The sequence below is a fragment of the Acidovorax sp. ACV02 genome (assembly GCF_014851475.1).
GTDB classification, from domain to species: Bacteria; Pseudomonadota; Gammaproteobacteria; order Burkholderiales; family Burkholderiaceae_C; genus Acidovorax; species Acidovorax delafieldii.
In genome coordinates this window covers 342,322-360,627 of sequence record NZ_JACUZU010000007.1, presented here as the reverse complement: position 1 = coordinate 360,627, position 18,306 = coordinate 342,322, and the positions used below count along the sequence as shown (strand labels likewise).

The following is an 18,306-nucleotide window of genomic DNA, read 5'->3' as shown; positions in this document are numbered from 1 at the left end:
TGTCTTTATTCTTTGGGGATGAAGCCGGTGATTTCGAGGCCGTAGCCTGTCATGCTGGGCATGCGGCGTGGCTGGCCCATCAGGGCCATCTTGTGCACGCCGCATTCGCGCAGGATCTGCGCGCCCACGCCGTAGGTACGCAGGTCCATGCGGCCGCGCTCGGGCGCCTGGGCGGAGCGGGCGGTGCCTTCAAACTGCGCCAGCAGCTGGGAGGCGCTTTCGCCGCAATTGAGCAGCACGGCCACGCCCTTGCCTTGTTTGGCCAGGTATTGCAGGCTGGTGCCCAGGCCCCAGGAGTGCATGGAGCGGTTGACTTCGAGCGCATCGAACACCGACAGCGGCTCGTGCACACGCACGGGCACCACGTCGTCGGCGCTCCACTGGCCCTTGACCAGTGCCAGGTGCACGGCCTGGCTGGGCTTGTCGCGGAAGGCATGGGCGGTGAACTCGCCATACGCCGTCTGCAGTGTGCGCGTGCCGACCTTTTCGACCAGCGACTCGTTGCGGCTGCGGTATTCGATGAGGTCCGCGATGGTGCCGATCTTGAGGCCGTGCTCGGCGGCAAACAGCTGCAGATCGGGCAGGCGGGCCATGGTGCCGTCGTCCTTCATGATCTCGCAGATCACCGATGCGGGGCTGCAGCCCGCCATGGCGGCCAGGTCGCAACCGGCTTCGGTATGGCCGGCGCGCATCAGCACGCCGCCGTCCACCGCCTGCAGCGGGAAGATGTGGCCGGGCTGCACCAGGTCGCTGTGCTGGCTGTTGCGGTCCACCGCCACCTGCACGGTGCGGGCGCGGTCGGCGGCCGAGATGCCGGTGGTCACGCCCTCGGCGGCTTCGATGGAGACGGTGAACGCCGTGCTGTACACCGTGCCGTTGCGCGCTGCCATGGGCGGCAGCTTGAGGAACTCGCAGCGCTCGCGGCTCAATGTCAGGCAGATCAGGCCCCGGCCGAAGCGGGCCATGAAGTTGATGGCCTCGGGCGTCACATGGTCGGCGGCCAGGACGAGGTCGCCTTCGTTTTCGCGGTCTTCTTCATCCACCAGGATGACGATGCGCCCGGCGCGCATCTCGGCCACGATGTCCTCGACGGGCGAGATCGGCACGGGGGTGAGGGGGGTGTTCATGGAAGGTTGGGGCTTTCTGTAGAGCCTCTGGCGGTTGCCAGCTGGCGGTGTGCTGCAGCACAGGTCCCCGTGGCCGAAGGCAACTGTGGTGCCTCCAAGAAACCGCCCCAAAGAACATGCGATGCGGCGCTGCCGCACGTCAAAGGGGCATCGTGCCCCCAAAGCCCTGGATTTTAGTGCACCGGGGCCTGCTTGGTGTTTGAAAGGCGCGGTGCCTGACGCAGATCAGATGGCGCTGCCCTGCAGCACCACGTCCGACGTGGGATAGGCCACGCAGGGCAACACGCAACCTTCTTCCTTTTCTTCGGCCGTGAGGCCTGGCCATTCGATGGCGTAGCGCACCGTGCCTTCGACCAGCTGGCCCAGGCAGGTGCGGCAGGTGCCGTTGCGGCAGGAGCTGGGCCAATCGATGCCGCCTTGCTCCATGGACAGCAGCAGCGGCTGCTCGGGCCAGGCGTCGCACTGGGTGCCATCGGGCTCGACCTTGGCGATGAAGAAGGGAGCGGCGGTGGGTGTCGTCATGGACGTGTCTCTTCAGGGTTGGTGGGCGGCGTGGGTCCACACCAGCAGCAGGTTGTTGGCGGGCATCGCGTGCCGCGCTGCCAGTTGCAGGTCGGCCTGGGCGGCCACCGCCATCACGTCTTCGATGCGGCGGATGCCCCAGGCGGCGTCTTGCGCGCGCAGGCTGGCGTCAAAGGCCAGGTTGCCGGGGGCGGTGGGCACGCCGTCTTCCAGGTAGGGGCCGTAGGTGACCAGGTGGCCGTCAGGCGCCAGGTGGCGGGCGGCGCCCTGCATCAGCCCGGTGCAGCAGGCCCAGGGGGCGATGTGCAGCATGTTGGCGCAATAGACCAGGTCGAACGACGCGGCGCCGAATGCCGGGCCGTCGCTGGGCCACTGGTCGTGCAGCACGTCCAGCCGCCGGGGCGCCTGCACGTTGCGGGCACCGGCCTGCGCGGCCCAGCCGGTGATGGAGGCGAAATGGGTGTCCTGCAGGTCGGTGGGCTGCCAGGTCCAGCCGGGCAGGGCGGCTGCAAAGTGCGCGGCGTGCTGGCCGGTGCCACTGGCAATCTCCAGCGCGGCGCCGGTGTTGGGCAGCAACGCCAGCAGCTGCGCCAGGATGGGCCCCTGGTTGCGCTCTGCGGCGGGACTGTGCTGAAGGTACGTGGTGGACACTGGTAGATGGAGTATTTTTGGCCGCTAGCGCTAGTGGATCATGCGCTGGCAGCTATGAAATAAAGAGCGGCCAACCAAGGGCCGACGTGCACTGTACCGCAGACGATTTACCCATCCGTGCTGCCTGTTTTTTCAGCAGCACAAGAAGTTGCCTTGTAAATCAATGACTTAAGACTGTCATACAAGGCTTGTTCACAGTTATCCACAAGATTGTCCAGTGCGGGCAGGGATAACCGGGGGGTTGGATGCCTGTGAAGGGGCATCGGCCGCACGTGGCAAAGGAGGTTCTGCAATTGCCTGTTTTTTGAGCGATGCAAGGATATTCCTTGCAAATCAACCACTTAAACGTGCCATACAAGGCTTATCCAAGGTTATCCACACCATTGTCCAGTGTGCGCCGGGATAACCCATGCCATGATTTACCGGGTTGCCTAAAAATAAGGCAATGCAGTGCATTTCCTTGCAAATCAAGCACTTGGCGTTGTCATACAAGACTTGCCAAAACTTATCCACACGATTGTCCAGTGCGCGCAGGGATAACCTGCGCAGGGTGCTGGCAGGCCGTTTCAGGCCGTGACCTTCACACCCTTCCAGAACGCGACGCGGCCTTTGATCTCGGCGGCCTCGGGCTTGGGGTCGGCATAGAACCACGCAGCGTCGGTGTTCATCTCGCCGTTGACCAGCAGCGACAGGTAGCTGGCCTGGCCCTTCCAGGCGCAGGTGGTCTTGTGGTTGCTGAACGTGAAGTAGTCGCGGTGCAGCGCGTTTTCGGGAAAGTAGTGATTACCTTCCACCACCACGGTGTCGTCGCTCTCGGCAACCACCACGCCGTTCCAGATTGCTTTCATGGGAGATCCTTGGGTAAAAATGGCCGATAGCGCAGGTGTTACATGCGCCAATAGCTATCAAAAAATGAGTGTAGGGGGGCTGCGCCGGCCGCTACCCCGGGGCTGGCGCAGGCACCCATTATTCCCAATGTGCCGCGTGGGCGTGTGCGGTGCTCCGCCAGCGTTGGTGGAGGTGGTGGAGGGGCCAGTCGCCTGTGCAACCTGCTCGGGCTGCGCTGTGGCTTACAGTGCAGCGCGCGGCGCCAGCCCATTCGGGCAGGTGCCAGAGTTTTTTATTCCACTGACCGATTGACCAAGACAACAGGAGAACCTTCACCATGGGTATTGATTTCCAAGGCCGCGTGGCCATCGTGACGGGCGCGGGCGGCGGCCTGGGCCGCCAGCATGCTCTGGCGCTGGCCAAGCGCGGCGCCAAGGTGCTGGTCAACGACCTGGGCGGCGCGGTGGACGGCAGCGGCGGCACCGTGGGTGCGGCGCAGGCCGTGGTCGATGAGATCCGCGCTGCGGGCGGCGAGGCGCTGGCCAATGGCGCGTCGGTCACCGACTTTGCGGCGGTCGAGGCCATGGTGCAGCAGGCCATCGACGCCTGGGGCCGGGTGGACATCCTGGTCAACAACGCCGGTATCCTGCGCGACAAATCGTTCGCCAAGATGAGCATGGATGACTTCCGCCTGGTGGTGGATGTGCACCTGATGGGCGCCGCCAACTGCTGCAAGGCCGCGTGGCCGCACATGGTGGCCCAGCAATATGGCCGCATCGTGATGACCACTTCGTCCACCGGCCTGTATGGCAACTTTGGCCAGGCCAACTATGGCGCAGCCAAGCTGGCCCAGGTGGGGCTGATGCAGACTCTGGCCATCGAAGGCGCCAAGTACAACATCCATGTGAACGCCCTGGCCCCCACGGCCGCCACGCGCATGACCGAGGGCCTGATGCCCCAGGAAGTGCTGGACGCCTTGAAGCCCGAGGCCGTGGTGCCCGCCATGCTGGTGCTGGCGCACGAAAGCGCGCCCACGCGCACCATCCTGTGTGCCGGTGCGGGCACGTTTGAAGCCGCCCACATCACCCTCACCCAAGGTATCCATCTGGGCATTGGCGCCGATGTGCCCGAGCAACTGGCGGCCCGCCTGGCCGAGGTGACGGAGCGGGCGGGCGAGCAAGTACCACAAAGTGGCGCAGCGCAGGGAACCAACGAGGTTGGACGCGCTTTGGCCGCAAGGGCTTGACACCCCTCTGGGCGGGCCAGCGCTCAACGTGCTAAGTTCCGGGCCGACAGAAGTTGGATCGGTATAAACATATGAGCAAACTGCACGAGAGACTGGCCGCCTACCCGGCGGACGCCCTGGGGGGGATTCGCCGTGGCATCGAAAAGGAAGGGCTGCGCGTGCTGCCCACCGGTGGCCTGGCCCTCACCCCCCACCCGCTGGCGCTGGGCTCGGCCCTCACACATCCCCTGATCACCACGGACTACAGCGAGTCGCAGCTGGAGCTGATCACTGGCGCCCACAAGGGCGTGCAGCAGTGCCTGGATGAGCTGACCGAGGTGCACCAGTTCGTGCACCACACCTTGAAGGACAGCGGCGGCGAGCTGCTGTGGGCCTCCAGCATGCCCTGCGGCCTGCCCACGGACGAGACCATTCCCATCGGCCGCTACGGCAGCTCCAACGTGGGCCGCGCCAAGAGCGTATACCGCATGGGCCTGGGCCACCGCTATGGCCGGCGCATGCAGACCATTTCGGGCATTCACTACAACTGGTCGCTGCCGGGCGTGGACAGCGAGCAGTATTTCGCGCTGATTCGCAACTTCCGGCGCCACGCGTTTGTGCTGCTGTACCTGTTTGGCGCCTCACCCGCCTTGTGCCCTTGTTTTGTGGAGGGGCGCGAGCACCGCCTGGAGCGCATGGAGGGCGGCAGCGCGCTGTACCTGCCCCACGCCACATCGCTGCGCATGGGCCGCCTGGGCTACCAGAGCGACGCGCAAGCCACGCTGGCCGTGAGCTACAACGGCCTCACGGGCTACGCTAACTCGCTGCACGAGGCACTGACCAAGCCATACCCCGCCTACGAAACGGTGGGTGTGCGCAACCCCGGCGGTGACTACAACCAGCTCGGCACCAGCCTGCTGCAGATCGAAAACGAGTTCTACGGCACCATCCGCCCTAAGCGCACGGTGCGCACGGGCGAGCGCCCGCTGCATGCCCTGCGCGAGCGCGGGGTCGAATACGTCGAAGTGCGCCTGATGGACCTGGACCCGTTCGTGCCCGTGGGCATCACCGCACCCACCATGCGCCTGCTCGACGTGTTTTTGCTGCACTGCCTGCTGTCCGACAGCCCGCCCGACACGCCCGCAGAAATTGCCGAACTCAAGCAGAACCAGCACCTCACCGCCGAGCGGGGCCGCGAGCCCGGCCTGCGCCTGTCGCGCAACGGCCAGAGCGTGCCGCTGACCGAATGGGGCACTGAAGTGCTGGCCGCTTGCGAGCCCTTGGCCGCTGCGCTGGATGCCACCCACGGCACCAACGACTACAGCGTTGCACTGCGCGATGCCCGCGCACTGATGGCTGCGCCCGAGCGCACACCATCGGCCCGCGTGCTGGACAGCATGGCGCGCGAGCACCAGCACCACTTTGAAGCCTTTGCACGGCAGCAGTCCATCGCCGCCCGCGACGCACTGCTGGCCCTGCCCTGGACGGCCGAGCAGCAGGCGCGTTACCTGGCGATGGCCGATGAGTCGATTGCCGCGCAAAAGGCCATCGAAGCCGCAGACACGCTCCCGTTTGAAGAATGGCGCGAGCAGTACATGGCGGTGGAGCAGCTGGGCTGAGCGTGCGACCGTGCCGAGTGGCATGGGCGTGCTATTAATTTGGTAGCTGCCTGGGCATATCGCACTAGCGCTACCAGCCCAAAATGGCTTCAAAATCAGTCTTGCAGCTGCAGCAGGGCCTCTTGCCGCCAGTATTCGGCGGCGTCCAGGAATCCTTCCCACACGCAGCCATTGCAGCCGCGCCCACAGCAGGTGGTGGGCTCGGGCGGCGGGTTGCGCAGCGTGATGCCCGCAGTGGCCGCGCGTTGCTGCAGCGCCGCGAACATGGCTTGCGCCGTGGCGCCGTCCACCGCCGGTGCCGGGGCCGTCCACTCCGGCAAGGTCACGGCTGGCGGCGCCCCGCCTTGGCGCGGCGCAGGCCGTACTGCACGCCGAATGCTATGCCCAGCACCAGCGCAAACCAGCCCACCAGCGCCGCCTGGGTCATGAGGTCGCGCACGCTGCTGGAGCGGGCGACATAGGGCGCCAGCAAGATGACCAGGCCGATGAGGGCCAGGGTCACGCTCTTGAACAGCAGCTCCTTGTCGGCCTTGGTGGCATTGGCTTTGCGCGAGTTGTCGAGAGGGGCTGGCATGGAGGTCAAATAGCGCGGTGGCGTGGTGCAAGTGGGACCGCGATTATCCTTGCCACCCTCAGAACCTGTTGAATCAAGAAGAAAGTACCCCCGCATGGCCATCCAGTGGTTCCCCGGTCACATGCACCTGACCCGCAAAGCCATCACCGAACGCATCAAGGACATTGACGTGGTGATCGAGGTGCTGGACGCGCGCCTGCCTGGCTCCAGCGCCAACCCGCTGCTGGCCGAGATCACGGGCCACAAGCCCACGCTCAAGGTGCTCAACAAGCAGGACGTGGCCGACCCCGAGCGCACAGCGCTGTGGGTGGACTGGTACAACGCCCTGAGCGACACGCGCGCCGTGCCGCTGGATGCGTCCGACCGCGCCCCTGCGCGCAAGCTCATCGACGCCTGCCATCTGCTGTCGCCCAACCGCGGGGGCATGGCCAAGCCCATGCGGGTGCTCATCTGCGGCGTGCCCAACGTGGGCAAGTCCACGCTGATCAACACCTTGACCAACAAGCGCCATGCCAAGACGGGCGACGAGGCGGGCATCACCAAGCTGGAGCAGCGCATCACCCTGGCCGACGACTTCTACCTGTGGGACACGCCGGGCATGCTGTGGCCGCGCATTGTGGTGCCCGAAAGTGGCTACAACCTGGCCGCCAGCGGCGCCGTGGGCCGCAATGCCTACGACGAGGAACTGGTGGCGCTGGAGCTGCTGCGCCGCCTGCAAAAACACTACGCCCCCTTGCTGGAGTCCCGCTACAAGCTGGGCCTGCCTGCGGGTGCCGTGGCCACGATGCACGACGAGGAACTGCTCGCAGCCATCGGCAAGAAGCGCGGCGCCATGCTGGGTGGCGGCAAGGTCAACCTGCAAAAGACGGCCGAGATTGTGATGACGGACTTTCGCACCGCCATCCTGGGCCGCATCACTCTGGAAACGCCCGCCGAGTTTGAAGCCTGGCGTGCTGCAGGCCTGGCCGAAGACGCCAAGCGCCAGGCCAAGAAAGACGCGCGTGCCAAGGCCAAGGGCAAGGGCTCTGGCGTGCGCGAGCAGGGCAGCAACTCGGACCACACGCCCGACGACGGCGAGTGAGGGACGCTCCGTCGGCAACCGGTCCGTGGCGGGGGGCTGGTGTAGGCAGGGGCGGTGACAGCGGGGCAGGGGGCTGGGTGTGATGGAGTCCCAACGCTGACGACAATCAAGTCTCGATAGCCGTGATGTATCGAGTTACCATGCCAGTCTGGCAGTTACCGGCTTCACCATGCCCGCTGTTGTCCCCTCATCGCCCCCCGAAAGAGACGATGCCACCACCGAGCAGCTGGTGCGCGTGGGTGCGTGGACCGTGATGCTGGCGGGCACCACCATCGCCGCTTTGCTGCTGCTGGACCGGCCCCTGTCCTGGACGCAGGTGCTGCTCAACCTGGGCGCCGGGGCGATGGGCGGCCTGGCCGTGTTCCTGGGCCACCTGCAGCGCTGGCGCCAGGCAGCCCTGGTGCTGATCTGGGGCGTATGGGCCATGGTCTCGGTGGTCGCTGCCAACAACGGCGGTCTGCGGGGGCCCAACCTGCTCAATTTTCCGGTGCTGATCGTTTTTTCGGGCTGGATCCTGGGCGCGCGGCCCACGCTGCTGCTCACCGGTGCCACAGGCGGGCTGTTCCTGTTTTTTGTCTGGGCCGACTTGTACGACTGGCTGCCACCTGCACGCTACAGCAATCGTCTGGCCTACGTGGCCTATCTGGGGGCCATCCTCGCAGTGACGGCGGCCGCGACCCTGTTGTCGCGCCGCAGCTACCTGCGCCGCGTGCAGGAGGCACGGCTTACCGCCACCAACCTGGCCGCGGTCGATGCTGAGCTGCGCAAGCTGCAACGCGCGGTGGAGCAAAGCCCCGAGAGCATTGTCATCACCGACCTGGAAGGGCGCATCGAATACGTCAATGCCGCCTTTCTGTCCCGCACGGGCTACGCGCGTGACGAAGCGCTGGGCCAGCTGTCGGCGCAGATCTCCAGCAACGGCCTGGCGCCCGCACAGCGCCAGGGACTGTGCGATACGCTGGCGCGCGGCGACAACTGGGCGGGCGAGCAGGTCAACCGCCGCAAGGACGGCGCCGAGATCACCGAGGCCGTGGTGGTGGCCCCCATCCGCCAGACCGACGGCCGCGTGAGCCACTATGTGGAGCTCAAGCAGGACATCACCGAACGCAAGCGCGCTGCCGACGAAATTCACCGCCTCGCGCATTTCGACGGCCTCACCAGCCTTCCCAATCGGTCCACCCTGATGGAGCGGCTGCACGTGTTGCGCGGGCGTGCAGGTCGCCCGCCTTCCACCCAGCATGCCTTGCTGCTGCTGGACCTGGACCGGTTCACCACTTTCAACGATGCGCGCGGCAGCGAGATGGGGGACCGACTGCTCTGTGCCGTGGCGCTGCGGCTGTCCGAGATCCTGCCGCCCCAAGACCTGCTGGTGCGCGTGGCGGGCGATGAGTTTGCCGTGGTGCTGCATGGCCTGGGGGTGGATGCCTCGCTGGCGGGCCGGCATGCGCTGGCCTTTGCCGAAAAACTGCAGGCCGCCTTGCTGCGCCCCTTGCGTCTGGAGGGCGATGCGCAGGACGCCCAACTGGGCGCCAGCGTGGGTATCACCCTGTACCCCCAAACGTCGGACGACGGTGCTCACGATGCGCTGCGGCGCGCGGGCACCGCCCTGCACCGCGCCAAGCAGGCCGGGGGCGGACGGGCTGCGTTTTTTGAGCAGGGCATGGGCGAGGCCGCCGAGCAGCGCTTTCGGGTGGAGCGCGAACTGCGCCATGCCATTGGCGCAGGCGAGCTGCGGCTGCACCTGCAGTCGCAGGTGGATGTGTCGGGCCAGGTCACGGGTGCCGAGGTGCTGGTGCGCTGGCAGCATCCGCGTGACGGCCTGGTGGCGCCGGGCGTGTTCATTCCGGTGGCCGAGGAGTCCGACCTCATCGTCAGCCTGGGCGAGTGGGTGCTGGCCCATGCCTGTGCGCTGCTGGCGCAGCCGGTGTTCCGCGAGCGGCGGTTGCGGCTCTCGGTCAACCTCAGCGCGCGGCAGTTCCGGCAGGCGGGTTTTGTGGGGCAACTGCGGGCGGTGCTGGCGGCCACGGGGGCCGACCCCCGGCTGCTGACGCTGGAGGTGACCGAAGGCCTGGTGATCGACGACTTTGATGATGCGGTGGCCAAGATGCGCGCCCTGGCCGCGCTGGGCGTGGACATGTCGCTGGACGACTTTGGCACCGGCTACTCATCGCTGGCCTACCTCAAGCGCCTGCCCATCCAGGAGATCAAGATCGACCGATCGTTCGTGCACGAGGCCCCCACCAATGCCGACGATGGCGTGCTGGTCGAAGGCATCTTGTCGGTGGCCCGGCACTTCGGCCTGCGCGTGGTGGCCGAGGGGGTGGAGACCCAGGCCCAGGCCGACTTTCTGCGCCAGCGCGCCCCGGACATCGTGTACCAGGGCTACCTGTTTGGCCGGCCAGAGCCCGATGCACAGTGGCTGGCGCGGTGGGCCCAGCCTGCCTGAGCCCTTCGGCGGCGAGCGCCGAATGAAGGGCTGCCTGATGCGGAATTTCAAGCAAAAATAGCTGCAGGCGCTTATGTGATATGCGCCTGCAGCTATTGTTTTAGTAGCGCATTCGCCGGGGCAGGCGGAGTGCTGGTGTGACCTATTTGTTTTTGTCTTTGCCCTTGGGCATGACGGTGGTCATCGGCGGCATGGGCCGGTCCGATGCGCTGTGTTCCTTGGGCGGCGAGGTGTCCTTTTTGGGTTTCTTCGCCATCTTGTTGCTGCGCTGTTCACCTTTGGCCATGGGGCCTCCTTGAAAGGTCTCGGGATGGGACCGTGCGAGGATGGTACGTCACAAATTGCGCTGTTGGCGGCCGCGGGGGGGGGGCTACGCGCCTGCGCCCTCTGTAGCCTGCCGCACACCTTCACCCAGCGCCCGCACGGCCAGCCGCTGGTCGTAAGCCAGTGCCATCGCGTTCAGCACGGCAAGGCCCATGCCCAGCGCGCAGGTGGCGCCCCATCCGCCCCACAGCCAGGCCACCGACCCCATCGCCGAGCCCGTGGCCGCACCGGCAAAATAGCTGGTCATGTACACCGCGTTCAGCCGCGCGCGGGCGGTGGGGTCCAGCCGGTAGATCACGTTCTGGTTGCTGATGTGCACGCCCTGCAGCGCCAGGTCGGCCACCAGCATGCCCACCACAAACCACACCAGGCTGCTGGCGCCCAGCCACAGCGCGCCCCAGCCCAGCAGCAGCAAACCTACCGATGTGGCGGTGGCCACGTGCGCCTGCCCACGGTCGGCCATGCGGCCCGCCACATTGGCCATGAGTGCACCAGCCACGCCCGCCAACCCCACCAGCCCAATGCCGGCGTCGCCCAGTCGGTGTGCGGGCCCCGCCAGCAGCAGCGCCATGGTGGAGAACAACACACTGACCGAGGCAAACGACAACCCTCCCAGCAAGGCCCGGCTGCGCAACCGGGGGTGATGCAGGGCCAGCGTGCCCAGCGACCGCAAGACCTGTCCATACCCCTGTGTCGGTGCTGAGGTGGTATTGCGTGACATGGGCATCACCCACCGCAGCGCCAGCGCCACGGCCACCATGGCGACGCCCGCCACCCGGTACACCAGCGTCCAGCCGCCCACCTCCGACAGCAGCCCTGCCACACTGCGCGCCGCCAGAATCCCGGTCAGCAGCCCGCTCATCACCAGCCCCACGGCCCGGCCGCTGCGGCCCGGCGCTGCCAGGGTGGCTGCCAGCGGCACCAGCACCTGTGCCGCCACCGAAAACAGGCCGGTGAGCAGCGTGCCCAGCGCAAGCATGGCGTAGTTGCGCGCAAACCCGCTGGTAAACAGTCCCAGAGCGGCCAGCAGCATCAGCGTGGTGATGAGCCGCCGCCGCTCCAGCAGGTCGCCCAGCGGCACCAACAGCAGCAGCCCTGCCGCGTATGCCACCTGCGCCAGCGTCACGATGAGCGCCGCCGACGCGTCCCGCACTTGCAGCTGCGTGGCAATGGAGTGCAGCAGCGGCTGATTGAAGTAGTTGCTGCCCGCACACAGGCCGCAGGCCACGGCCATGAGCAAGAGCACCGGCGTGCTGAGGCCGGGGGCGCTGGGTGGCGGCGCATCTGGATGAGCGGGTGCGCTGGAGCGGGCTGAGCGGTGGGATGAAGTCATGGAGGGTGCAAGTGCGTGCAGGGCGCGCATGCAACGCTCATGCCATGCACGGCTGCCGTCGCCTCGATTTCCAAGAGCTTGTCGTGAAGCTCCGCGGAATTTATGCTTGACCTGTCAGACAGTGGACCCCTTCAAACCGAGACCGCACTCCATCTTCGGGAGAAATCAGTGTCAAAGAGAACCAGTATGGGCCAGTCGATCCTGCATGTTTTGCTGTCCAAATGACGTTTGGCTTCACAGAGCGGATGGCGTCGCGTCTCGACCACATCACCATCGTCGCACCCAGCCTCGATGCTGGATCAGCCTATGTTGAGACTGCTCTTGGCGTAGCTCCGGGGCCGGGCAGAGAGCATCCCAGCATGGCGACGCATAACCTGCTGCTGGCCCTTGGACCTTCGGTTTATTTGGAGGTGATCGCAGCCAACCGTGACGCAGCGCCTGTTTCGCGGGCTCGCTGGTTTGGCATCGACGACATACCGGACGGCGCTACACCTCGTTTGGCTGCCTGGGTAGCGAGTACAAATGACATCGCTGCCGCGACAGTACCTGCCATTGGTCAGGTTGAGACGATGCACCGTGACTCCCATACTTGGCGGATGGCGTTCCGTCCAGACGGTGCACTCGCGCTGGATGGGGCTGTGCCGCTATTGATTCAAAGGGCCGCTGACGCCAATCCTGTTGCAGCGCTGCCCACGAATCCCCTTCATTTCAGATCACTTCACATAGTGCATCCTGCGCCCGAAGAAGTGCTCGCACTCTTTGCCGCCATTGGCCTCGCTTCAACACCACCCGTCGCAGTCGCTCAAGGAGCGGCATGTGCCTTGGTGGCAGAGATACAAACGCCGTCAGGGCTGCGCAGGCTGGGTGGCGCTTGAGTCCTCGCTCAAGCGGAGCACCGACGGCTGCAATGGGCCACCCGCCGACAAATTCGACGCCATGGTTTGCTGGTTCCCGTTGGCTCGGTATTTGGTATCCATGGAACCTGTGGCCTCGTAAGGAGCCGTGGCATATCGCCTACCACCGCACCGGCCCCACCTCATCCCGCCAGAATATCCACCGCCGCGTCTCCACATACAGTGACGTGCTGATGGAGTAAGGGTCCATGCCCGCCTCGCTGCGCTGCAGCCGCACCAGGTAGCCGCCATAGCTGGCCGCCCACAGGGTTTCTCCATCGGGGGAGGCATCGATAGCGCTGATCGTGCTGCCGATGTGGTGGCGCCACAGGGCTTGTCCCTCGTCGCTGATGGCATGCAGGTAGCCGTCCGCATCGCCCAGGATCACCAGGCCCGGCAAGGTGACAGAGGCGTACACGCGGCAGCGTTCGTCCAGTGGTGGGGTGTCCTCACCGGTCGCTTCTTGCGTTGCCGCCCCGACGGGGATCGAGCAGGTATTGCCCCAATACAGATGGCATGAGTTGGCAAACAGGCGTGTGCCGTCGTGCGAGAACGCCGCGTGGTGGGGGTAAGACGATAGGGGCTCGTGCTCGGCCACCACAGCGCCGTGCGCGTCCAGCAGGATGTGGCAGCTGTCCTGGTCACCCACGGCGATGTGACGCTCATCAGGCGACAGGGCCATGTGCAGCATGTCCAGCGCCAGCACGGTGACGGTCTCACCATCGACCTTTTCATCCATCTGGTTCTTGGGCCAGGTGTAGGGGCCATCTTCTTCAAACGTCTGCGGGTGCAGGCGTTGCACTGGGCTGTCGGCACCTTGGGCTGCGGGGTGCAGAAGATACACCCCTGTGGGGTTGCGCAGCAGCACGCGCAGGCCATCGTTGAAGGGAATGATGTCATCGCAGCGCTGCCCCATCGGGCCTGCCGACACCTGCACCTGCGGGGGCAGGCCTTCGTTGCCGCGCGGCAGGGCAAATTGCGCAATCACGGGGCCATTCCATCCGTGGTGGGTGGTGATGTGCAGGCCGTCGCATTGGGCAAAGCACCGGCGATCGGGCGAGCGGCCCAGGCCCTGGATGGCGGGCAGGGGCGTGTGCTCTGTGCCATGCAGCAACACCCAGCGGGCGTCGTCGTCATGGGCCGCGCCGATGCGGGCGACCACACGGTCATCGTCCAGCACAAACACGGGGCCGATGAATTGGCCGGCCTGGGCGGCACGCGCCACATAGGCATCCGGGGCAAAGGCAAAGCGCTGGCGAAACCGCGTGGCAAGCTCTTCGTCGGCCCAGTGGCTCACCACCCGCGCCAGTTGCAGCACGGTGGGCGCATCGGCCTTGCGCGGGTCTTCGGGCAGGGCGTTGTCGCGTTCTTCTGCTCCGTTGTCCTCATCGCCGCCACCGGCTGTTGCCGAGGCCTCGGCGCGGTGGGCATCGTTGGCCAGCTGGTGCGCGCGGATGGCCGCTACGTAGGCTTGCCCATCGGCCTGCCACTGCTCCGACAGCGTCATGAGTTCGACGGGAAACACGGCGGCATCCGGCAGGTCGGGCGGCAAGGGTGGGGTGGTCAGCAGTTGCACGGCGGCTTCGATGCGGCGGGCCTCGGCCTGCTGGGCCTGCGCCTTTTCGTGCCGCGCGCGGATGCGGGCCTGCACCAGACCGTGAAAGCGCAGCAGGCGGGCAATGTGGTCGGCGGCGCAGCGGGGCAGGGGGGCGCGGCTGTCGCTCTGGCGCTGGGCGTAGCTGAACTCGACAGCGGCCGGCCCCTCGCGCGCCTCGTCCACATGGATCTGGTAGGCGCTGTGGGCGTTGTCTTCGTCATCGCCCGGCGCGTCATCACCGTTGCGCCAGCTGTATTTGAGCGCGCGGCCCCAGGGTTCGCCGTCGTGCATGCAGGGCTGGCGCGCCCCCACCCAGACCTCGCCCTCCCAGTAGCCGTTGCGGTCGCTGTCCCACCAGTCGTTGTACTGCTCGGTGAACACGGGCAGGCTGGTGAAGGCCTCGATGTGCTCTGCCGTCAACGTGGCCTGCAGGCGCTGGTAGAGCGGGTAGCGTGCGCGGTGCTGGCCCACGGCTTTGCGCACGTAGTTCAGCACACCGCGCCAGGCGTGTTCGCAGGCCTTCCAGGCGTCGGGGTCGTGACCGGGTTCCGTGGGGGGGGCCAGCACCTGCCAGTCCCCAGGCTCGCTCTGTGCGTAGCGGCGGTACAGCAGCGTGCGCTGCGCTACCGTGGGGGCAGCATGGCGCCACAGCTTGGTGGCCACACGCTCCATCCAATTGCGGGGCGCGGGCACCTGCTCCACCGACAGGTAGAAGTCCCAGGTTTTCCACACCGTGATGAAAACGTTGTCGTCGCGCGCGTCGCCTTCTTCGTCCACATGCCGTTGGCACAGCGAAAAATCAGTCTGCTGGAACCAGCCGTAGGCTTTGTGTTCCTTGTGCGCGATCACTGGCGTGTGCACCACGGCCAGGATGTTGTCAATGCTGATGGTGTTGTCGGCGCACAGGTCGTCGGCCACAGGCTGGTCGGCGTGGATGTCTGCGCTGCTGCGCACCGCGCTCTGGCCTGCCCGCACGGCGGCCAGCACCTGGCGGCGGCTGATCATGGCGGCCAGGCCGTCTTCGCCTGCGTCCACGCCCTCGTGGAACTCGGGGGCGAACACGGCACCCACGATCTCGGCCGAGAACTCCGCACGGTGCGGCACACCGCGCACCTCGTCCAGTAAAAACTCCACCTGTTCTGGGCCTGTGATGTCTACGTGGTACCCGTCGGTGAACAGCGCCACCCGGGTCTGCAGCCCACCACGCACGCGCAGCTCGCCATGGTTGTAGTGGCCCCAAAGCAGGTCATGCACCTGCAGTGCACCTTGCACACGCACCAGCTGTCCGCCGATCACGGCGTTCTGCACATGCAGGTTGCCGTTGACGACCAGGTGCGTCGTGCCATCGGTGTCGGCGCTGGTCAAGGCGCCGTCGATGCGCAGGTCTCCATCCACCACGATCACAAAGGGCGCACGGGGTACGGAGGCCTCATTGGGGCCGTCGGATTGCTCTTGCAGCCATTGGCGCAGCGGGCTGCCCTGGGCCAGGGGGACGTCTAGGTGCAGCGCAGGCCAGTGCGCATCGCCGGTGATCCACAGCGCGGTTTCATCAGCCAGGGCCTCAGGGTCCTGCGCCAGACGCTCGGCCATCCAGCAGTCGGGGGGAATGCGGTGGGCCAGATCGGCCAGTGGGCAAAGTCGGGCAGTGGGCATAGGCAGGGACGCAGGAGGGACTCAACCGGCGGGCATCGTACACCGCGCCCAGCACTGATCCGGCTTTGCGCAGACAATGATGTGTCATCTTATTAATTCATTGCCATGACGCAGAACCCCCCCGTTTTTGAAGTCCTCCCCCGCGACCTCTCTGCCTACCGCCAGGGCAATGTCGGCATCGACTATGTGCACCGCTTCGAGTCGGGCAAGCCTGGCCCGCATGTGCTCATCAATGCACTCACGCACGGCAACGAGATCTGCGGCATGGTGGCGGCCACCCACCTGCTGGACACGGGTGTGCGTCCCCTCATCGGCACGCTGACCGTCAGCTTTGCCAACGTGGCCGCCTACGAATCGTTTGACCAGAGCCGTCCGTTCGAGAGCCGACAGCTGGTGCACAACCTCAACCGCATCTGGTCGGCGGCCGAGCTGGACGGCACGGCCGACAGCCCCGAGTTGCAGCGTGCCCGCATCCTGCGCCCCGTGGTGGCTGCGGCCGATCACATCCTCGACATCCATTCCACCAGCCAGGACGTGCAGCCGTTCTGGGTGTACCCAGCCTATCCGCGTAATGCAGAGGTGGCGCTGGCCATCGGCCGCCCGCCGGTGCACCTGGTGATGCCCAGCGGCCTGGGTTCGGGCACGCCGCTCATCCAGCACGGTCGCCACGGGCGGGCCGAGGGAGATGGGGTGGCGCTGGTGGTGGAATGCGGCCAGCACTTCCGCCAATCGGCGGCCGACATGGCCACTGCGGTGGCGCTGGACTTTCTGGCGCACTTTGGCCTCATCGCACCGGTGGCCGACCGGCCCACGCCCGCCGAGCAGCGCCGCTACGAGCTGCTGGAGACCTGCATGGTGCGCACGTCGGACTTCCGCTTCACAAAGCCCGTGCAAGGGTTTGAGGTGTTTGCCAAGGGTGACCTCATCGCCACCGATGGCCCGTATGAGATCCGCGCGCTGTGCGACGACTGCACCATCCTCATGCCCACCCGCGAGCCCATCGTGGGCCGCGAGGCGGTGTACCTCACGCGGCCGATCTGATCCGGCTGGGACGGCAGGGAGGTCCGGGGCGTGGGCGCCCGGGCTATTTCTTGAAACGGATCTTGCCGTCCTTGACGTACTGGTTGAACTGGTCGGGAGGTAGCGCCGCAGACCCGACGATGTCTTCTTCGACCGACCAGCTCAGCGTGGTGCTGTCCGCGCTGGTGGTCACCTCGATCGGGCCCTCGGGGATGGCGATCGGGGCGCCGTCGCCCGGGGTGTAGGTCACGTGGCCGTGGACGGTGGCGTGTTGTGTCATGGCGATTTCCTTGCGGCAGTGCCGCTGTGTTCATCGCTTCATTACAGGGTGAACTGCCTGACTGCCGTGTCAGCGCATGCCGCGCCGGAGCGACGGCAAGTGGCCGGTCTAGCACCGGTTCGCGCCGGTCAGGGTGGCACCACTGCCTGCGTGCGCTCCTGGCGCACCAGGTACAGGCCGCTGCCAATGATGATGGCGCCGCCCAGCAGCGTGCTGTAGCCCGGGACCGTCTGCCACAGCACCCAATCCAGCCCCATGCCCCAGGCCAGCGCCGTGTATTCAAATGGCGCCACCACGGAAGCCTGCCCGTGGCGAAAGGCTTCGGTGATCGCCAACTGGCCTGCAAACCCTGTGATGGCGAGCCCTGCCACCAGTGGCCAATGCACCTGCGCCACGCCCACCCAATGCGGCCAGGCCAGCGCGCCGGCACCCAGTGCCAGCAGCGTGGTGGTCCAGAACACCAGGCTGGCACTGGAGTCGGTGCGGGTGAGCATGCGGCCCGTGATGGCCGACACCGCATAGCAGGTGGCTGCCGCCAGCACGGCCAGCGCTCCCAGGGTAAAGAATGCCTCCTGATTGGGTCGCAGAGCCACCAGCACGCCCACCATGCCCAGCGCAATGGCGACCCAGTGGGCAGCGCGCACCTTCTCGCGCAGCACCACGGTAGACAGCGCAGTGATGAGCAGCGGCGCAATGAAGAACAGTGTGTAGGCCTCGGCCAGTGCCAGTTCACGGATGGCAAATGCAAACAGTGCCAGCATGGCCACGTTGAGTCCGCCACGCAGCAAGTGCAGGGGCCAGCGCACCTTCAGCAACCGTGGCACCTCGCCACGCCACAGCGCATAGAGCGCCACCAGCGGCAGCGCAGCCCAGCCCCGCAACGCCGCGACCTGCATGGCGGGGTAGTGGGCGCTCAGCGTCTTGAGCAGCGCATCCATCAGCGAAAAGAAACCCACCGCAGCCACCATGGCGATGATGCCGCGCAGGTTGCCCGAGGGCATCGACAGGCCTGCAGAGGCGTTGGGTTGCCCCTCAGACATGGTGCGGCCCTTTGGCTGCGCGCGCGCAGGCCAGGCCTCGCTGGCGGTCATGTGGGACAGTAGCCTGTGCAGAGAAAAGGCTCGGCAATGGCG

General features: G+C 66.3%; 17 protein-coding genes. 6 read left to right on the top strand and 11 right to left on the bottom strand.

Annotated features, from left to right (window positions below; translation table 11 throughout):
• Positions 1-5: 5 nt before the first annotated feature.
• The 4 genes from ribBA to IB236_RS18660 all read right to left on the bottom strand — a co-directional run bounded on the left by ribBA (position 6) and on the right by IB236_RS18660 (position 3,148).
• The gene (gene ribBA, locus IB236_RS18675; protein ID WP_192421760.1) at positions 6-1,127 is read right to left on the bottom strand and encodes a bifunctional 3,4-dihydroxy-2-butanone-4-phosphate synthase/GTP cyclohydrolase II; all 1,122 of its coding nucleotides are present in this window, start codon (positions 1,125-1,127) and stop codon (positions 6-8) included.
• A gap of 225 nt (positions 1,128-1,352) precedes the next feature.
• Positions 1,353-1,649, bottom strand: a complete 297-nt coding sequence (locus IB236_RS18670; RefSeq protein WP_056064834.1) for a 2Fe-2S iron-sulfur cluster-binding protein — start codon at positions 1,647-1,649, stop codon at positions 1,353-1,355.
• 12 nt (positions 1,650-1,661) lie between these two features.
• On the bottom strand, positions 1,662-2,300 hold the full coding sequence (locus tag IB236_RS18665; RefSeq protein WP_192421759.1) for a DUF938 domain-containing protein: 639 nt from the start codon (positions 2,298-2,300) through the stop codon (positions 1,662-1,664).
• 566 nt (positions 2,301-2,866) lie between these two features.
• Entirely contained in the window at positions 2,867-3,148 is a 282-nt protein-coding gene (locus IB236_RS18660) for a DUF427 domain-containing protein (RefSeq protein WP_192421758.1), read from the bottom strand.
• A gap of 317 nt (positions 3,149-3,465) precedes the next feature.
• Between IB236_RS18660 and IB236_RS18655 the strand changes: the two genes are divergently transcribed.
• Positions 3,466-4,374 carry an SDR family oxidoreductase gene (locus IB236_RS18655; RefSeq protein WP_099730762.1) on the top strand — a complete coding sequence of 303 codons (909 nt, stop codon included), beginning with the start codon at positions 3,466-3,468 and terminating at the stop codon, positions 4,372-4,374.
• A 71-nt stretch (positions 4,375-4,445) separates the two neighbouring features.
• On the top strand, positions 4,446-5,972 hold the full coding sequence (gshA, locus tag IB236_RS18650; RefSeq protein WP_099730761.1) for a glutamate--cysteine ligase: 1,527 nt from the start codon (positions 4,446-4,448) through the stop codon (positions 5,970-5,972).
• Positions 5,973-6,067: 95 nt separating this feature from the next.
• Here gshA and IB236_RS18645 read toward each other — a convergent pair whose 3' ends face one another.
• Together IB236_RS18645 and IB236_RS18640 are read right to left on the bottom strand one after the other, a co-directional pair.
• Positions 6,068-6,238, bottom strand: a complete 171-nt coding sequence (locus IB236_RS18645) for an oxidoreductase-like domain-containing protein (RefSeq protein WP_056747202.1) — start codon at positions 6,236-6,238, stop codon at positions 6,068-6,070.
• A gap of 56 nt (positions 6,239-6,294) precedes the next feature.
• Entirely contained in the window at positions 6,295-6,546 is a 252-nt protein-coding gene (locus IB236_RS18640) for a hypothetical protein (RefSeq protein ID WP_192421757.1), read from the bottom strand.
• Positions 6,547-6,640: 94 nt separating this feature from the next.
• Between IB236_RS18640 and ylqF the strand changes: the two genes are divergently transcribed.
• Both ylqF and IB236_RS18630 read left to right on the top strand, forming a co-directional pair.
• A complete protein-coding gene (ylqF, locus tag IB236_RS18635; protein ID WP_192421756.1) occupies positions 6,641-7,627 on the top strand; it encodes a ribosome biogenesis GTPase YlqF in 987 nt (328 codons plus the stop codon).
• 169 nt (positions 7,628-7,796) lie between these two features.
• A complete protein-coding gene (locus IB236_RS18630) occupies positions 7,797-10,073 on the top strand; it encodes a bifunctional diguanylate cyclase/phosphodiesterase (protein WP_192421755.1) in 2,277 nt (758 codons plus the stop codon).
• Positions 10,074-10,215: 142 nt separating this feature from the next.
• Here IB236_RS18630 and IB236_RS18625 read toward each other — a convergent pair whose 3' ends face one another.
• Together IB236_RS18625 and IB236_RS18620 are read right to left on the bottom strand one after the other, a co-directional pair.
• The gene (locus IB236_RS18625; protein WP_167514358.1) at positions 10,216-10,359 is read right to left on the bottom strand and encodes a hypothetical protein; all 144 of its coding nucleotides are present in this window, start codon (positions 10,357-10,359) and stop codon (positions 10,216-10,218) included.
• Positions 10,360-10,443: 84 nt separating this feature from the next.
• Positions 10,444-11,730 (bottom strand): MFS transporter, encoded by a 1,287-nt coding sequence (locus IB236_RS18620; RefSeq protein WP_192421754.1) that lies wholly within the window; start codon positions 11,728-11,730, stop codon positions 10,444-10,446.
• Positions 11,731-11,951: 221 nt separating this feature from the next.
• On the opposite strand from IB236_RS18620, the gene IB236_RS18615 reads away from it, so the two are divergent.
• On the top strand, positions 11,952-12,605 hold the full coding sequence (locus tag IB236_RS18615) for a VOC family protein (RefSeq protein ID WP_225581238.1): 654 nt from the start codon (positions 11,952-11,954) through the stop codon (positions 12,603-12,605).
• A 139-nt stretch (positions 12,606-12,744) separates the two neighbouring features.
• Here the strand turns inward: IB236_RS18615 and IB236_RS18610 are convergent, their stop codons facing one another.
• Positions 12,745-15,873, bottom strand: coding sequence for a polymer-forming cytoskeletal protein (locus IB236_RS18610; protein ID WP_192421753.1), 3,129 nt, complete (start codon positions 15,871-15,873; stop codon positions 12,745-12,747).
• 105 nt (positions 15,874-15,978) lie between these two features.
• Between IB236_RS18610 and IB236_RS18605 the strand changes: the two genes are divergently transcribed.
• A complete protein-coding gene (locus tag IB236_RS18605) occupies positions 15,979-16,914 on the top strand; it encodes a succinylglutamate desuccinylase/aspartoacylase family protein (RefSeq protein ID WP_192421752.1) in 936 nt (311 codons plus the stop codon).
• Between the two features lie 43 nt (positions 16,915-16,957).
• Here IB236_RS18605 and IB236_RS18600 read toward each other — a convergent pair whose 3' ends face one another.
• Together IB236_RS18600 and IB236_RS18595 are read right to left on the bottom strand one after the other, a co-directional pair.
• The gene (locus tag IB236_RS18600) at positions 16,958-17,173 is read right to left on the bottom strand and encodes a hypothetical protein (protein ID WP_056064801.1); all 216 of its coding nucleotides are present in this window, start codon (positions 17,171-17,173) and stop codon (positions 16,958-16,960) included.
• A 128-nt stretch (positions 17,174-17,301) separates the two neighbouring features.
• On the bottom strand, positions 17,302-18,213 hold the full coding sequence (locus tag IB236_RS18595; RefSeq protein WP_225581237.1) for a DMT family transporter: 912 nt from the start codon (positions 18,211-18,213) through the stop codon (positions 17,302-17,304).
• Positions 18,214-18,306 lie beyond the last annotated feature (93 nt).